The organism is Polyangium jinanense (genome assembly GCF_028435365.1).
The window spans coordinates 1-14,475 of the sequence record NZ_JAGTJJ010000052.1; the positions used below are offsets into that span (position 1 = coordinate 1).

The following is a 14,475-nucleotide window of genomic DNA, read 5'->3' on the forward strand; positions in this document are numbered from 1 at the left end:
ATGTGCCCCTGAACAGAACAACAGGGAAGGATGTTTCCATGACGAACCCCCGTTGCTCTCGGACGAACCCAAAGAGGAGGGCGCGGAGGGATGGGAACGACTACGAACTTTGGGGATGATGTACTAGCGGCCAGGACGCCTTCGCCCCGAGCAGGGTCACAGCCCACCGGAACGGGCGTGGATCGCTCGCGAGATCTTTGCCGAAGAGGAAATACTCCGGTGAGAGCGTCGCGGTCAGGTGGTCGTGCGTGATGCCGTAGGCGAGCGCGAGAATCGTCGTCACGACGAGGAGGACGGCGCCCTCGCGATCGAACCGCGGCAGAACGAGCTTCACGTCGCGGTCATGTATCACGCTGCCTCGGGGTCGGCTATGCTGCCACGATTGGCATCACGTCGTCGTGAATGCCATCGAGCGCGCGACGGGAGCCCATGTCTCGAGCTCCTCGGTCTTGCGGGCCAGGCTCGTCCGCAGGGCCTGGACCGCGTCGGCGCCGAGAGGAAGCCGCAAGGGCGCATCCGCGCGGTCGAGGGTATCGATGATGGCCGCGGCCGCTTTCGCCGGATCACCTTCCTGCGTGCCGTCCATGCCGGCGGCGAAGGCGCGGGTGGGGCCTACGGTCGTGGCGTAATCGTCGATCGTCGGCATACGACGGAGCGCGCTGCCGCCGAAGCGGGTGCGGAATGCGCCGGGCTCCACGATGAGCACGCGAATGCCGAGCGGGGCGACCTCGGCGGCGAGGGCCTCGGACATTCCCTCCAGCGCGAATTTCGTGGCCGAATACGCGCCGAAGCCCGCGACCGAGAGTTGCCCGCCGAAGCTCGAAATCTGCACGATGGCGCCCGAGCGTCGCGCGCGCATGCCCGAAAGCGCGGCCCGCGTGAGCGCGATGGCCCCGAAGAAGTTCACCTCGAATTGCGCGCGCAGCTCGGCGTCCGAGGTCTCCTCGACCGCGCCGACCACGCCATACCCTGCATTGTTCACGAGCACGTCGATCGCGCCGAAACGCGCGAGGGCAGCCTCGATCGCGGGCCCGATGTCCTCGGGGCGCCCGACATCGAGGCGCAACGCGAGCACGCGGTCCGGGGCCTTCTGAACGAGGTCCGTGAGGGTCTCCGGGTTTCGTGCGGTCGCGACCACCCGTTCGCCGCGGCGCAGCGCCTCCTCGGCGAGGCTCCGGCCGAACCCGGAGGACGTTCCCGTGATGAACCAGACCCGGCCCTTGCTCGTGAACTCGCCCTTCGGGGTGCTGCTCGTCGTGCTCATGATGCTCTCCTCCCGCGGGCCCGCTCGGCGCCGCCTTCGAGGAGGAACGTACGACCTTGCATTCAATCGCGAAACATGAGATGTCTGCAAACACTCTTTAGGAACTCTAACAAGTGCGGGATGATCATCTCGATGGGCTGCTCGCCTTCCTCACGGTGGCCGAAAAGCGGAGTTTTACCGCGGCGGGCGCGGAGCTCGGTGTGACGCCGTCGGCGGTGAGCCAAAAGCTTCGGCAACTCGAAGAGCGTCTCGGCGTGCGTCTCCTGCAGCGCACGACGAGGAGCGTCGGCCTCACGGAGGCGGGGCAGCGTTTCTTCGAGCGGGTGCGACCGGCGATCGATGACGTGGGCGCGGCGATCGAGGGCTTGAACGAGTTTCGTGATCGCCCCGCCGGGACGCTCCGCCTCAACGTGCCCCGGATCGCCGCTGAAATGGTCATCGAGCCCGTGCTCGCGTCGTTCCTCGCTGCCTATCCGGAAATACGCGTCGAGGTGGGGATCGACGACGCGCTGGCGAACCTCGTGGAGAGCGGCTTCGACGCGGGCATTCGTCTGGGAGAGACGCTCGACAAGGAAATGGTCGCGGTGCGGATCGGCCCCGACCTGCGCATGGCCGTGGTGGGCGCGCCGGCGTATTTCGTGGCGCACGGGGTGCCGAAGCATCCGCGGGAGCTCCATCGTCACGATTGCATTCTGTACCGGCAGCCCACGAGCGGCGTGATCTACAAGTGGGAGTTCGACGAAGAGGGCAAGGAGTTCGAGATCGCGGTGGAGGGCCGGGTGACGGCGAACGACGCTGCGCTGATGGTCCGTGCGGCGCTCGATGGGCTCGGCCTCGCGTACGTGATGGAGGATTACGTGCGGGACGAGCTCCGGGAGGGGAGGCTCACACGGGTGCTGGAAGCGTTCTGCGTGCCGTTTCCCGGATTCCACCTGTATTATCCGAGCCGCTCGCAGATGCCGCTCAAACTCAAGGTATTCGTGGACTTTTTGCGGGCGCGAAGGGCGTCGTCGAAGCGCGGGCGATGAACTTTTCTGGTGTTCACGAACGACGCTTTCGTGCTTGACACTTGGTAGGGAAATCGGTTCTCCTCGGGCTCCCGGGCCGGCAGGCGCCGCCCCTCGCCGTCAAGGAGTTGTCGATGCGTAGACTGCCGCTCGCTCTGTTGGCATCGCTATCCATCCTCGCGGGCAGCGCGGGCGCGGCCTCGGCGGCCGCCCCGAAGACGACCTATCCCGTCGTGTTCGCGCACGGCATGGGCGGATTCGATGACCTGCTCGGGTACGATTACTGGGGCGACGACTACGGCACCTTCGTCGGCGACGCCTGCAATGAACTTCTCGAAGTCTACTGCAATGGCGACATCGACGCGGGCCAGAAGGCCTACGCGGCGCAGGTGCCGGCGTTTCAGACCTCGGAGGTGCGCGGGCTCGACCTCGCCGACGACATCGAGGGGTTCCTCGCGACCTCGGGCGCCTCGAAGGTGAACCTCGTCGGCCACTCGCAGGGCGGCATCGACATTCGCAAGGCGGCGCGCGTTCTCTACGAGCGATACGGCACCGCCAAGGTGCGCGTGCTCATCAGCATCTCCTCGCCCCACCGCGGCTCGCCGGTGGCCAAGTACATCCTCGATTTGCGCCCGGGTGTGACGAGCGTGATCTCCGCGCTGGCAAGTTATTATGGCGACACCATCTACGAGCCGGGGAATGACGGGTATGCGGGCGCCAAGCAGCTCGTGTACAACGACTACTCCGGAAGCGACGGAGTCACCACGGGAATGAAGGCGTTCAACGCCCTCTATCCGGTCGACTCGAAATACGCGTTTCGTTACGGATCGCTCATGACGGCGCAGAACGGGGTCAACGTGAACCCGGCGCTCTTCCTCCTGAGCGAGCTCTTCTACGACATCGACGGCGACGGCTATTGTTCCGGCGATTGCGACAACGACGGCGCGAGCGGCATGGGCGACGGCACGTGTAACGAGCGGGACGACGACGGGCTCGTGGGCGTCAACTCGCAGCAGATGGGCCACCGGCTCAAATACTCCGAGACGCTCCTTGCCCTCGACTCGATCTCGAACGACGCGGGCCCGGGGTACGTGGGGGATCTGAATGCGCCGACCTCGACGCAGATGAGCTCGATGTCGAGCGTCATCGACCAGGATCACCTCGACGTCGTCGGCATCGGCCCCGACACGTTCGACGAGATGGAGTTCTACGCGGCGATCTTCGAGTACATGGCGTATTACGACTGAGAAGCGGCGGCCATGAAAAAGCGGAAGACCCTCCTCGCGATCGGCGCGCCGCTGCTCGTCCTTTCGCTCTATTTCGCGCTGCGTCCGGAGAAGATCCAGGAGCCCGTGGGCACGGCCGCGGCGACCCCCGAGGAGGCCGCGGGCGCCGTTCTCCCCGCGCCGCCGCGTGCCGCGCAGCCGAGCGTGTCCGCCGTTCCGACGGCGGATGCCGAGCTCGTCGCGCGTTTGCGCTCGCGTTACGGGGCGAACATCCGCAATCCGTACGTCCAGATCAAGCTCATCGAGGCGCTCATGCGCCATTTCCAGAAGCTGGACCCGCAGCATTGGCGGGAGGCGCTGCTCGCGGCAGTGCGCGCGGCTTTCCCCGATCGGTACGACGAGATCGCGAAAAACCTCGACAAGCGCCTGGACTACGAGCGCTGGATCAATGAAAACCACGCCCGCCTCGACGGGCTCGATCCCGAGGAGCGCCGGGCGGCGATCCGGGAGGAGCGCAATCGTCTGTTCGGCGAGGAGGCAGCCGACGAGATCTGGGCCTCGGAGCAGAAGAACCAGGCCGTCACGGACACGCTGAAGGAAATCGACGGCCTGCAAGGAAAGAGCCTCGGCGACAAGCTCACGACGTACACGGAGCGCCTCGAAGAGATCTACGAGGAGCAATACGACACCTACCTCGAGAAGCATCGGCACGAGGTGATGAACCGCTTCCTCTCGCTCGAATCGGTGCAGGCCGAGCTCGACGCGATGTCCGCCGCGGCGCGGTCCGAGAGCCTGCGCGAGATTCGCAAGGGAATGGGTCTCGACGACGCGGCGCTCGCGCGCTGGGATTCGCTCGACCACGACCGCGACGCGCGCTGGGAGAACGGAAAGAAATACATGGCCGAGCGAAAGGCGCTGACCGAGGCCTACAGCGGCAAGGAGCTCGAGCAGAAGCTCGCGGACCTCCGGCGGCGGTACTTCGGCGACGAGGCCGAGGTCATCGCCGCCGAAGAGGAGGGCGGTTTCTTCCGCTTCAACCGCCCGCGTCGCTGGGGCCAGAACTGAACGGGCGCGCGGGCGCAAGATATCGCCGCGCATGAGGCGCCTCACGCGCTTGACAGTGCTCCGTCACTCTGTTGACGTCCGTTCATGAGAAATCGTTTCACTGTGATTTCTACGTCGCTGCGTTTGGGGACGCTGACTCTCTCGGGGTGTATCGCGGCGTGTACCCCCTCGACGTCCCCTTCGGACGGGGCCACGAATGGGGCGGGGCTCGTGCTCGCCTCGACAAACCCAAATGCCTCCGTCGAGGCGACGTTCACGGCGTCCGGCGCCGCGGTCGAGGCGCGTGGGCTTGCGCAAAAGGCTGTGTTCGAGGCGAGCCGGCTCGGATGTGGAGACGATCTCCGGCCGCTCTCGAAGCCCGCGCCGGTCGCGGAGGCGGGCCGCGTCGAGTACAGGCGAGCGCAGCAGGGCGGGGGGCCGGGGCTCGTCGAATGGTATGTGAGCGATACCCGCGGCATCGAGCAGGGTTTCACGCTCGATTCGGCGCCCGATTGCGCAGGCGCCCGGGACGTCGTGATCGACGTCGAGCTGCGCGGCGGGCTCGACGCGCGTGTCTGGCCCTCGGGCCGCGGCGCGACGTTGCACGACGCCGAGGGAACGGCGCGGCTCGCGTATCGTGATCTGTACGCCTTCGATGCGCGCGGCCGGGACCTGCCGATCCGGCTCTCGAAGATCGAGGGGGAGGAGCGGCTCTCGATTCACGTGGATACGTCGGGCGCGGTGTATCCCGTCGTCGTCGATCCGACGATCACGAACGATATCGCGAAGCTCATCCCCGCCACGGGCGCGTCGTACGACTATTTCGGCACGGCGGTCGACGTCTCGGGCAATACGATCGTTGTGGGCGCCTCCGGCGACGGGCCGGGAAACTCGCCGCTCGGCGCGGCGTACGTGTTCACCGGCGGGGGCGGGGTCTGGACGCAGCAGGCGAAGCTCGTGATGCCCGACGCGGTGGCCGGTGATTGGTTCGGCGCGTCCGTTGCCGTTTCGGGCGATATTCTCGTCGGGGGTGCCAATCTCGATGACGAAAAGGGGACGGATTCGGGCTCGGCGCTCGTATTCGTCCGGAATGGCGACACGTGGACCCAGGAGGCCAAACTCTCGCCAGACGACGGCGCCGCGGGTGACAACTTCGGCCGCTCGATCGATCTCTCGGGGAATACCGCGATCATCGGGGCATACTTCGACGACGACAAGGGCGGGACCTCCGGCTCGGCGTACGTGTTCGTCCGCAATGCCGGGACGTGGACGCAGGAGGCGAAGCTCCTCGCGGCTGACGGCGCTGTAAGCGACCAATTTGGACTGGCAAGCGCGATCGACGGAGACGTCGCCGTGGTGGGCGCGCCTTACGACAATGCGATTGCCACGAATCCGCCGTGCGGCTCGGCCTACATCTTCACGCGGAGCGGCGGCGTCTGGACGCAGGAAGCAAAGGTCCTCGCGGGTGTTCCGGGCGCTGGCGACGAATTCGGGTATGCCGTGGCCATCTCCGGCGACACGGTCGTCGTCGGCGAGCTCCGGAACGACGACAAGGGGTTCGATTCCGGAGCCGCCTACGTCTTCCGCAAGGTGGGCGGCATGTGGCAGCAGGAAGCGAAGCTCGTCGCGAGCGATGGGAATGCGGATGATCATTTCGGCGCGGCCGTCGCCATTCAGGGCGACACCATCGTCATTGGCGCGCGTTACAGCGACGTCGGGGCGAAGTCATCAGCCGGCTCGGCCTACGTTTTCAAGCGGACCGGGTCCGTGTGGACCGAGCAGACGAAGCTCGTCGCGAAGAATGGCGCCCAGAACGACGATCTCGGGGGTGCGGTGGCCATCGATGGAAACACGATCGTGGCCGGTGCGTCTGGCGCCCAGATCTTCGGCACGTCGTCCGGCGCCGCGTACGTCTTCCCGGTCGTGCTCCTGCCGAACGGTACGCCCTGTTCCGCTGCCGCACAATGCCAAAGTGGCTTCTGCGCCGATTCCGTCTGCTGCGACGCGGCGTGTGATGACGATCCCAGCGATTGTCGCGCCTGCAGCGTGGCCGCCGGCTCCACGGCCGACGGCGTATGCGCGCCCCGCGCCGCCGGCATCGAATGCCGCGCGGCCGCCGGGGAGTGCGACGTCGCGGAGGCGTGTGACGGCATGAGCATGGCGTGCCCCGACGATGCGCTCGCGGCGGCCGGCTCGATTTGCCGCCCCGCGGCGGCCGGTTGCGACCTGGACGAGGCATGCAGCGGGCAATCGGCGAACTGCCCTGCGGATGCCATCGCGCCCGCCGGCGCAACGTGCCGCTTTGCCGCAGGCCCGTGTGATCTGGATGAGACGTGCAATGGGACGACCATTGTTTGTCCCGACGATGCATTCGCGGGTACCGATGTCGTTTGCCGTCCGACGGACGGCCCCTGCGATGCCCTTGAGGTTTGCCCGGGAGATGCGATCGATTGCCCGGCGGACGGGTTCACGCCCGACGGTTCGAGTTGCCCCGGCGGCTCGTGTGAGGCTGGCGTCTGCGTCGACGGAAGCGGAGGCGGAGGCGGCAATGGAGGCACTGGCGGAAGCGGAGGCGCTGGCGGAAGCGGAGGCGCTGGCGGAAGCGGAGGAGCTGGCGGAAGCGGAGGCGCGGGCGGAAGCGGAGGCGTCGGCGGAAGCGGAGGCGCGGGCGGAAGCGGAGGCGTCGGCGGAAGCGGCGGCAGCGAGCCCAGCGCCGAAAGTGACTGCGGCTGCAGAATGATCGGCTCCGAAAAACCGTCCACGTTCGGTCTCACCGCGCTCGGCCTCGCCGCGCTCATCGTCGCGCGTCGGCGCCGCCGCGCTTGAAGCAAACGGATTGGAACCAACCAAGACACCCCGCAGAAGCGGAGGCAACATGCTCGACGTCGTATGGGACATGGAGACCGGCGATCCGGATGATTTCATCACGCTGCTCTTCCTGCTCGGCCATCCCGAGGTCAACCTCAAGGCAGTGACCATCACCCCGGGCACACCCGACCAGGTCGGCGTGGTGCGAAAGGCTCTCGGGTGGTTTGGCAGGGACATCCCGGTGGGCGCGTTCAATCTCGACCATCAGCCCAAATCGGTCCGGGAGGGCACGGGCCCGGGGGAGGGGCGGCACGGGCCGCGAGGCGTGTGCGTCTCCTCGTGGCATTACAAGGCCTATGGCGAGATCCCGCCCTCGCGCGATGCCGCGCCGGGCCCCGAGGTCTTGCGCGCGGTCTGTGATGCAAAGACCACCCTGATCACGGGCGCCCCGCTCAAGAACCTGGGCGGCGCCATGAAGCTCCCCGGCTTCCAGGTGGGCCGCCTCGTCGTGCAAGGAGGTTTTGCCGGCGAGGGCGTCGTCCCGTCGGAGCGCCAGCTCCCCAAGTTTCGCGGGATGGTCACCTGTCCGACCTACAACCTCAATGGGGATCCGAAGTCGGCGCTGGAGGCGCTCCGATACCCCGGCATCGGAAGCCGCAGGTTCGTCTCGAAGAACGTTTGTCATGGCGTGATCTACGACCACGAGATGCACGATCGGATCGGGACCTTGAAAGACAAGAGCCTGTCCCTTCGCCTGATCTGGGAGGGCATGGACGTGTATCTGGAGAAGAAGCAGGCGAAGAGGACCGTTCCTCCGTCGGCGCCCGAGATTGAAGAGTCGGCGCCGGAGGCCATGGGCGGCAAGGCGTTTCATGATCCATTGGCGGCGTGCTGCGCGATCGATCCCTCGATCGGCGCGTGGGCCGAGGTCGAGCTCTATCGCGAGAAAGGCGCATGGGGCTCGCGATTGTCGCCGGGCTCGGGCGTGTGGATTATCACCGGTTATGATCGCGAGAAATTTCTCCAAACCCTGACCGCCCTGCCGCCCGGCTGAGCCCGTACTGCGGCCCACGTCCGCCGGCTACGTTCCTCCCCCATCCTCTCGTTGGCTGCGGCAAACGTCCGGAACACGTGCTAGGTCGGGCGCCGCGATGATCACGCTCGACAAGCTCTCCAAGCGCTTCGGCCCGAAAATTCTCTTCGAAAATGTCTCGATGCGGTTCGATCCGGGCAAGCGGTACGCGCTCGTCGGGGCCAACGGCGCGGGAAAATCCACGCTGCTCAAGGTCATCTCGGGCGAGCACGAGTCGGATCAAGGCTCGGTCGAGATCCCGGGCAAGCTCAAGGTCGGCGTGCTCTCGCAGGACCACTTCGCGTACGAGTCCGTCCGCATCCTCGACGCCGTGCTCATGGGCAACCGCATCCTCTGGGACGCCACGCAAGAGAAGGAACGGCTGCTCGCAGGCGAGATGGACGACGAGGTCGGCATGCGCCTCGCCGAGCTCGAAGGGACGATCGGCGAGGAAGATGGCTACACCGCCGAGGCCCGCGCGGCGGAGATCCTGGAAGGCCTCGGAATCCCGTCGTCCCGGCACCTCGATACCGTCAGCACGCTGGCGGGCGGGTACAAGCTGCGTGTGCTCATCGCGCAGACTCTGTTTGCGGGCGCCGACGTCCTGCTCCTCGACGAGCCGACGAACCACCTCGACCTCGACTCCATTCGCTGGCTCGAATCGTACCTGACGCACGACTTCCGCGGGACGCTGCTCGTCGTGAGCCACGATCGGCATTTCATGAACGCGATCGCCACGCACGTCGCCGACGTCGATTACCAGACGGTCACCGTGTACACGGGCGACTACGACGATTTCATCGAGCAGAAGACGACCGGGCGGCGTCAATCGGAGGCCGACGCGGCCCAGAAGAAGAAGAAGATCGCGGAGCTCAAGGACTTCGTGGCCCGCTTCGGCGCGAGCGCCAGCCGGTCGAGCCAGGCGCAGTCGCGCGTGAAGGAGATGGAGAAGCTCGAAAACAGCATCCAGGTGCGTCGATCGAGCGTGGTGCGGCCGTACATCAAGTTCGACATCGAAAAACCGTCCGGCCGCGACGTGCTGCGCGTGGAGGGCCTGGCGAAGAGCTTCGGCGATCTGCAGGTGATCGAGGGGCTCGGTCTGAACCTGAATCGCGGGGACAAACTCGCGGTGATCGGGCCGAGCGGCATCGGCAAGTCGACGCTGCTCAAGCTGCTCGTCGCGGAGCACGCGCCGGACGCGGGGACCGTCGTGTGGGGCCACGATACGAACGTGGGGTATTTCGCGCAGGATCATCACGAGGCGCTCGAATCCGGGTTCTCCGCGTACGAATGGCTGCACCGCTTCGATCCGGACGCGCAGCTCGAAGACGTGCGTTCGGTGCTGGGGAAGCTGCTTTTCAGCGGAGAAGCGGGGCTCAAGAAGACGGAGAGCCTGTCGGGCGGGGAAGCGGCGCGGCTGGTCCTGGCGAAGCTCATCCTGCTCAAGAACAACGTGGTGGTGCTGGACGAGCCGACGAACCACCTCGACGTGGAGAGCATCGACGCGCTCCTGCAGGCGCTGATCGCATTCAAGGGGACCGTCGTGGTGACGAGCCACGATCGGCATTTCATCGGCAAGCTCGGGACGCGCGTGCTCGCGCTGTCCCGCAAAGGTCCGCGGCTCTTCAATGGGACGTATGACGAGTTCCTGGAGCGGTTTGGGGACGAGCTGCGGGAGCGCTGATGCGAGGCGCCGGGGGCCATGATATGCGTGCGTCATGACGCATGACGGTGGCCAGGACGAACCCATCGATGCGCGGTTTCGGCAGCTCTTCGAGACCGCGCCCGACGCCATGGTCATCGTGGACGAGCATGGGCTCATCGAGTTCGTGAACGCCCAGACCGAGGAGCTCTTCCCCGCGGGGCATCGTGGTCTCCGCCGCGATCCGCGACATTCGCGAGCGCAGGGAGATCGAGGCCGCAGCGAAGCTCGCTTCGGAGGACGCGCAGGATCTCCTTGCGCATCCGCGATCAGAGAACGGCCGAGGGCGGCATCGTCACGACGATCTGGGACGTGACGGACGAGGTGCAGCGCGAGGACGAGCTCAGGCAGGCGCGCGCCATCGCGGAGGCCGCGAGCGATCCCGGTCATCGCGCTGAGCGCAGCGGCGATGGATCGGGACAAGAAGCGGGCCGAGCAAGCCGGGTTCTTCCGGTACCTGACCAAACCGGTCCGCGTGGCCGAGCTGACCGACGTGCTCGAGACGTTGCTGATGTCGGATCCGCCTGCGACCGGCTAGACTCGCGCGTATGTGCGTTCTGTTCCTGGGCTTCGGGGTCCATCCCGATTTCGACGTGGTGCTGGCGGCGAACCGCGACGAGGTGTTCGCCCGTCCGACGCGCGAAACGCATTTCTGGGACGAGCATCCCGAGATCCTCGCGGGTCGCGACCTGCAGAGCGGCGGGACCTGGCTCGGCGTGACGAGGTCCGGGCGCTTCGCGGCGATCACGAACTTCCGGGACCCTGCGGCTCATCACGCGGACGCGAAATCGCGCGGGGCGCTCGTGGTTGCGTATCTCCTGGGCGAGGGCTCGCCGCATGAATACACGGAGAGCCTGCGGCCGCACGCCCGTGAATACAACGGGTTCAACCTGATCGTGGGCACGCGGGGCGAGGCGGCCTATTTCGCGAGCCAGACGGGCGAGTCGCGCCGCCTTGCGCCCGGCGTGTACGGGCTCAGCAATCACCTTCTGGACACGCCCTGGCCGAAGCTCGTGCAGGGCAAGGGCGCCTTCACGAAGCTCGTCGGGGAGCGTCCGCTCCCGGAGGCGGAAAGGTTTTTCCAGATGCTGCATTCGGAGCAGGGAGCCCCGGACGCGGAGCTTCCGGATACGGGCGTGGGGCTCGAGATGGAGCGTATGCTCGCGCCGCTGTTCATCTCGGATGCGAGGACGCCTCCCTTTTATGGGACGCGATCGAGCTCGGTGGTGACGTTTTCGAAAATGGGCGAGGTCCGGTTCCTCGAGAGGAGTTTTGTCCCGGGGAACGAGCCGGGTCTGGTGGAGACGGGCTTTCGGCTGGCTCACGACGACGGGTACGCGCGTTGAACGTTTCCCGACCATGAAGACGCACTGGACGGCTGCCGTCCTCGTTCCACCCCCGGAGAGCTGGGAGCCGATCCAGGCGATCCGGAAGGTTCACGACCGTAAGATCGGACGGTGGATGCCGCACGTCACGCTGCTTTATCCGTTTCGACCCCGTGTCGAGTTCGACGCCCTCGCGCCTGCGCTCGCCGCGGCCTGCGCCGAGGTTTCACCGTTCACCTTGACGCTCCGGCATTTCGGGCACTTCCAGCACGGTCGCGGTCGCTTCACGGTTTGGCTCGATCCCGAGCCGCACGAGCCGATCCTCGCGCTCCATGCCGCGCTGGTGCAGGTGGTCCCCGATTGTGATGATACCGCCCGTCCGGCGGGCGGATTCAAGCCGCATCTCAGCGTCGGCCAGGCAAATGGCGACGGGGAGCTTGCGCGCTTTCTCGGGGAGGTCGAGTCCACCTGGATGCCGATTGCATTCAAGGTTCATGCGGTCGCGCTCATCGCCCGCGAGGGGGAGGCGCCGTTCGTTGTCGAACGCTGGATCCCTTTCGGAATGCGGCAAGAAACCGTGGCGACTATCTCATGATCGTCATGGAGCGGAGCGCTACTTGGGCGGATCCACCGGCAAGAAGCAGAAGTTGCTCGTCTCGAACCGGTAATTCGAGCCCGAGTAATTCCGCTCGGCGTGGAAGACTTGCAGATCGTACACGCCGCCGACGACGAGGCCGAGATCCGAGGCGCGCTGATCGATATCGACAGTGCCCAGTTCGGGACCGTGGATGCCGCCGAGGTCGATGGCGAGGCGGTGATTGATGAACACCCAGATGTCGTCGTCGCCGCGGAACGTGAACACTTCCCCGCCCTTGTAACGGAAGGAGACGAGCGCTTCGGTGGTGAAGTGCCAGTTGTTCGGCATGCCATTCAGCTCGAAACCTTCGGCTCCGAAGCCGAACGTCGCGTCGATCGGATGAAAATTGGCATCGTCGTAGACGAGCGTGGTGCCATTGCCCGTGAGCGGGATCTGCACGTTCGTGGCAAAGTTTTCGCCGGGCGTGTCCCGGTACCACGCGTCGAAATGGGCGGCACCGGTGAAGGGCGCGTAGTTCGGGCCATCGGGGCTGACCTCGTTCCCGGCGACGTACACCGGCTTGAAGCTGCCGTCAGGCTGCTCGGCCAGCTCGGCGGCCAGGATGCCCGGGCGAACACCGACGACGTCACCAAAATTGGGATGGTCGCTCCACTGGAAGTCAGGGTGGCTCTCGGAGAAGTCGCGCACCCGCATGGTCAGGGTGCTCAAACACTCTTCGCCGGGATCGCCGCCGGTGCCGCTGGAGGTCGTGAAATTGAGGCCGCCTTCTCCACCCGCGCCGCCAGTCCCCGCGCCGCCGCTTCCTCCACCCCCCGAGCCTGAGCCGGAAGATGCAGTCGTTGCACCCGGCGGGGAACCGGTGCCCTGACCGGACGAACAACCGAGGACGAATACGAGGCCAAGTAGCGAAAGGATCGTGGCGCGCATTGGTGGAGGATAACACTACCGCGGATTCGCGGCGAGGACGAACGGGCGGAGGCGGTGCCCGTCCGGGTCCTCGACTACGAACGTGAAGCCGAAATCCATGTCGGTCGGCTCCTGCACCACCGTGAGCCCGAGCTTGGTCCACTCGGAATAGGTCGCGAGGACGGCGTCCTTGCTCGGTTCGCGGAACGAGATCTCGATGCCGCCGGCGGGCTTCGGGGCCGGCTCGACTTCGCCGGCGAGCCAGAGGCCGATTTTCAGGCCGGTTGGCAGCACGTAGAGCACGAACGTCTTTGATGTTTCGACCGGCTCCGAGCCGAGGAGCTTCGAATACAGCTCGGCGCTTCGGAGCGGATCACGGACGGCAAGCAGCAGGTAGTTGAGGGTACGCATCAGCATCTCCATCAGGTGGACGCGGATGGTGTGCGCCTTGCGACTGTCAGTTTCCGGCAGGAGCGAGCGCGACCTGCCTGGCCCGCCATTCCTGGACGAGCACGGTACGGCGGCGCGGATAACGCTCGTCCTTCGGTTCGACCGATCGGATGCGGTCGACACGGAAGGCACGATAGTCCTGCCTGAGCTCGCACCAGGCGGCGAGCACCTGCACCTTGTCGAAGAAGCCGATCAAGAGGGGCCAGATCGTGCGGGTCGTGCTTTCGCCATTCTGGTCCTGGTACGTGATGACGAGCCTGTGCTCCTTGCGGATCGCGGCGCGAATCACCGAGGCGTCGATGGCGACCGGCTCGCTGCGGAACATCGGCACGGTGAGTGTCGCGGTATCGACGTTCGCGCGGAGGTCGTCCGGCAGCACGGCGCGGAGCTTCGCCACGGCATTCCCCGCCGCAGCCGCGAGCCGCGCATCGCCCCGCACCGCGACCCAGCGCGAGCCGAGCACCAGGGCCTCGAGCTCGTCGGCCGAAAACATCAGCGGCGGGAGGGTGAAGCCGGGGCGCAGTACGTACCCGAGGCCGGGTTCGCCCTGAATATCGGCACCCTGCGCCTGCAGCGTCGCGATGTCGCGATAAAGCGTGCGAATGGAAATGCCGAGCTCTTCCGCCAGCGCCGGGCCCGGGATCGGCGCGCGGTGGCGGCGCAGGAGCTCCAGGAGATCGAGCAGGCGGGCGGCGCGAGACATGCGGAAAAGATAGCGCGAACCAGCCTCCTCCGCCCGGCCACGCAGGAGCGCTCTGGCGGGGCTCGACGCGAGGCCCTCGAGGCACCAGGGGGCTCTCCGATATGGACCCGCAGAAACCACAGAAACCGTCCGGCCAGACCGTCTTCAGCCACCAGCATTACCACGAGCTCTCGGCCGACGAGACCGAGGTGCGCGAGCAAGGATGGGCGTCGATCGGCTCTCCAGCCGAGGGCCCCTCCTTGCGCGAGGCAGAGCTGGAAGCCGAGCCCACCCCGCCCCCTCCGCATTCACCGGGAGGCGAGCACGTCGAGCCCGTCGGCCGCGTACACGCCGACCAGACGGAGCCCAGCGGACGGCGTCGCTGACCTGC

The 14,475-nt window shown here is 66.5% G+C and carries 16 protein-coding genes; 11 read left to right on the plus strand and 5 right to left on the minus strand.

Features of this window, described 5'->3' with window-relative positions; translation table 11 throughout:
- Nucleotides 1–100 precede the first annotated feature (100 nt).
- Together KEG57_RS43275 and KEG57_RS43280 are read right to left on the minus strand one after the other, a co-directional pair.
- The gene (locus KEG57_RS43275; protein ID WP_272426814.1) at nt 101–334 is read right to left on the minus strand and encodes a hypothetical protein; all 234 of its coding nucleotides are present in this window, start codon (nt 332–334) and stop codon (nt 101–103) included.
- A 54-nt stretch (nt 335–388) separates the two neighbouring features.
- A complete protein-coding gene (locus tag KEG57_RS43280) occupies nt 389–1,264 on the minus strand; it encodes an oxidoreductase (RefSeq protein ID WP_272426815.1) in 876 nt (291 codons plus the stop codon).
- Nucleotides 1,265–1,377: 113 nt separating this feature from the next.
- Here KEG57_RS43280 and KEG57_RS43285 point away from each other — a divergent pair, with 113 nt between their 5' ends.
- The 10 genes from KEG57_RS43285 to KEG57_RS43325 all read left to right on the plus strand — a co-directional run bounded on the left by KEG57_RS43285 (nt 1,378) and on the right by KEG57_RS43325 (nt 12,043).
- Nucleotides 1,378–2,292 carry a LysR family transcriptional regulator gene (locus KEG57_RS43285; RefSeq protein ID WP_272426816.1) on the plus strand — a complete coding sequence of 305 codons (915 nt, stop codon included), beginning with the start codon at nt 1,378–1,380 and terminating at the stop codon, nt 2,290–2,292.
- A gap of 113 nt (nt 2,293–2,405) precedes the next feature.
- On the plus strand, nt 2,406–3,518 hold the full coding sequence (locus tag KEG57_RS43290) for an esterase/lipase family protein (protein WP_272426817.1): 1,113 nt from the start codon (nt 2,406–2,408) through the stop codon (nt 3,516–3,518).
- Between the two features lie 12 nt (nt 3,519–3,530).
- Entirely contained in the window at nt 3,531–4,562 is a 1,032-nt protein-coding gene (locus KEG57_RS43295) for a lipase secretion chaperone (protein WP_272426818.1), read from the plus strand.
- Between the two features lie 123 nt (nt 4,563–4,685).
- Nucleotides 4,686–7,367, plus strand: a complete 2,682-nt coding sequence (locus KEG57_RS43300; RefSeq protein ID WP_272426819.1) for a hypothetical protein — start codon at nt 4,686–4,688, stop codon at nt 7,365–7,367.
- A gap of 49 nt (nt 7,368–7,416) precedes the next feature.
- A complete protein-coding gene (locus KEG57_RS43305) occupies nt 7,417–8,403 on the plus strand; it encodes a nucleoside hydrolase (protein WP_272426820.1) in 987 nt (328 codons plus the stop codon).
- Nucleotides 8,404–8,500: 97 nt separating this feature from the next.
- Nucleotides 8,501–10,105 (plus strand): ABC-F family ATP-binding cassette domain-containing protein, encoded by a 1,605-nt coding sequence (locus tag KEG57_RS43310; protein ID WP_272426821.1) that lies wholly within the window; start codon nt 8,501–8,503, stop codon nt 10,103–10,105.
- A 34-nt stretch (nt 10,106–10,139) separates the two neighbouring features.
- The gene (locus tag KEG57_RS56295; protein ID WP_372518239.1) at nt 10,140–10,439 is read left to right on the plus strand and encodes a PAS domain-containing protein; all 300 of its coding nucleotides are present in this window, start codon (nt 10,140–10,142) and stop codon (nt 10,437–10,439) included.
- A gap of 93 nt (nt 10,440–10,532) precedes the next feature.
- On the plus strand, nt 10,533–10,661 hold the full coding sequence (locus KEG57_RS43315) for a hybrid sensor histidine kinase/response regulator (protein WP_272426822.1): 129 nt from the start codon (nt 10,533–10,535) through the stop codon (nt 10,659–10,661).
- Between the two features lie 10 nt (nt 10,662–10,671).
- Nucleotides 10,672–11,469, plus strand: coding sequence for an NRDE family protein (locus KEG57_RS43320; protein ID WP_272426823.1), 798 nt, complete (start codon nt 10,672–10,674; stop codon nt 11,467–11,469).
- 13 nt (nt 11,470–11,482) lie between these two features.
- Complete coding sequence (locus tag KEG57_RS43325; RefSeq protein ID WP_272426824.1) at nt 11,483–12,043, plus strand: 2'-5' RNA ligase family protein; 561 nt, start codon at nt 11,483–11,485, stop codon at nt 12,041–12,043.
- Nucleotides 12,044–12,061: 18 nt separating this feature from the next.
- Here KEG57_RS43325 and KEG57_RS43330 read toward each other — a convergent pair whose 3' ends face one another.
- Genes KEG57_RS43330 through KEG57_RS43340 form a run of 3 tightly spaced genes read right to left on the minus strand, consistent with a single transcriptional unit; the run spans nt 12,062 to nt 14,105 of the window.
- Nucleotides 12,062–12,973 (minus strand): fibro-slime domain-containing protein, encoded by a 912-nt coding sequence (locus KEG57_RS43330; protein WP_272426825.1) that lies wholly within the window; start codon nt 12,971–12,973, stop codon nt 12,062–12,064.
- A 15-nt stretch (nt 12,974–12,988) separates the two neighbouring features.
- Complete coding sequence (locus tag KEG57_RS43335) at nt 12,989–13,363, minus strand: VOC family protein (RefSeq protein ID WP_272426826.1); 375 nt, start codon at nt 13,361–13,363, stop codon at nt 12,989–12,991.
- A gap of 46 nt (nt 13,364–13,409) precedes the next feature.
- A complete protein-coding gene (locus tag KEG57_RS43340; RefSeq protein ID WP_272426827.1) occupies nt 13,410–14,105 on the minus strand; it encodes a helix-turn-helix transcriptional regulator in 696 nt (231 codons plus the stop codon).
- 101 nt (nt 14,106–14,206) lie between these two features.
- Between KEG57_RS43340 and KEG57_RS43345 the strand changes: the two genes are divergently transcribed.
- On the plus strand, nt 14,207–14,470 hold the full coding sequence (locus KEG57_RS43345; RefSeq protein WP_272426828.1) for a hypothetical protein: 264 nt from the start codon (nt 14,207–14,209) through the stop codon (nt 14,468–14,470).
- Nucleotides 14,471–14,475 lie beyond the last annotated feature (5 nt).

Bases quoted from the DNA above. Each gene is read 5' to 3' on its own strand.
- KEG57_RS43280 (WP_272426815.1), bottom strand. From the start codon at position 1,264: ATGAGCACGACGAGCAGCACCCCGAAGGGCGAGTTCACGAGCAAGGGC.
- KEG57_RS43290 (WP_272426817.1), top strand. From the start codon at position 2,406: ATGCGTAGACTGCCGCTCGCTCTGTTGGCATCGCTATCCATCCTCGCG.
- KEG57_RS43295 (WP_272426818.1), top strand. From the start codon at position 3,531: ATGAAAAAGCGGAAGACCCTCCTCGCGATCGGCGCGCCGCTGCTCGTC.
- KEG57_RS43305 (WP_272426820.1), top strand. From the start codon at position 7,417: ATGCTCGACGTCGTATGGGACATGGAGACCGGCGATCCGGATGATTTC.
- KEG57_RS43310 (WP_272426821.1), top strand. From the start codon at position 8,501: ATGATCACGCTCGACAAGCTCTCCAAGCGCTTCGGCCCGAAAATTCTC.
- KEG57_RS56295 (WP_372518239.1), top strand. From the start codon at position 10,140: ATGACGCATGACGGTGGCCAGGACGAACCCATCGATGCGCGGTTTCGG.
- KEG57_RS43315 (WP_272426822.1), top strand. From the start codon at position 10,533: ATGGATCGGGACAAGAAGCGGGCCGAGCAAGCCGGGTTCTTCCGGTAC.
- KEG57_RS43320 (WP_272426823.1), top strand. From the start codon at position 10,672: ATGTGCGTTCTGTTCCTGGGCTTCGGGGTCCATCCCGATTTCGACGTG.
- KEG57_RS43325 (WP_272426824.1), top strand. From the start codon at position 11,483: ATGAAGACGCACTGGACGGCTGCCGTCCTCGTTCCACCCCCGGAGAGC.
- KEG57_RS43330 (WP_272426825.1), bottom strand. From the start codon at position 12,973: ATGCGCGCCACGATCCTTTCGCTACTTGGCCTCGTATTCGTCCTCGGT.
- KEG57_RS43335 (WP_272426826.1), bottom strand. From the start codon at position 13,363: ATGCGTACCCTCAACTACCTGCTGCTTGCCGTCCGTGATCCGCTCCGA.
- KEG57_RS43340 (WP_272426827.1), bottom strand. From the start codon at position 14,105: ATGTCTCGCGCCGCCCGCCTGCTCGATCTCCTGGAGCTCCTGCGCCGC.
- KEG57_RS43345 (WP_272426828.1), top strand. From the start codon at position 14,207: ATGGACCCGCAGAAACCACAGAAACCGTCCGGCCAGACCGTCTTCAGC.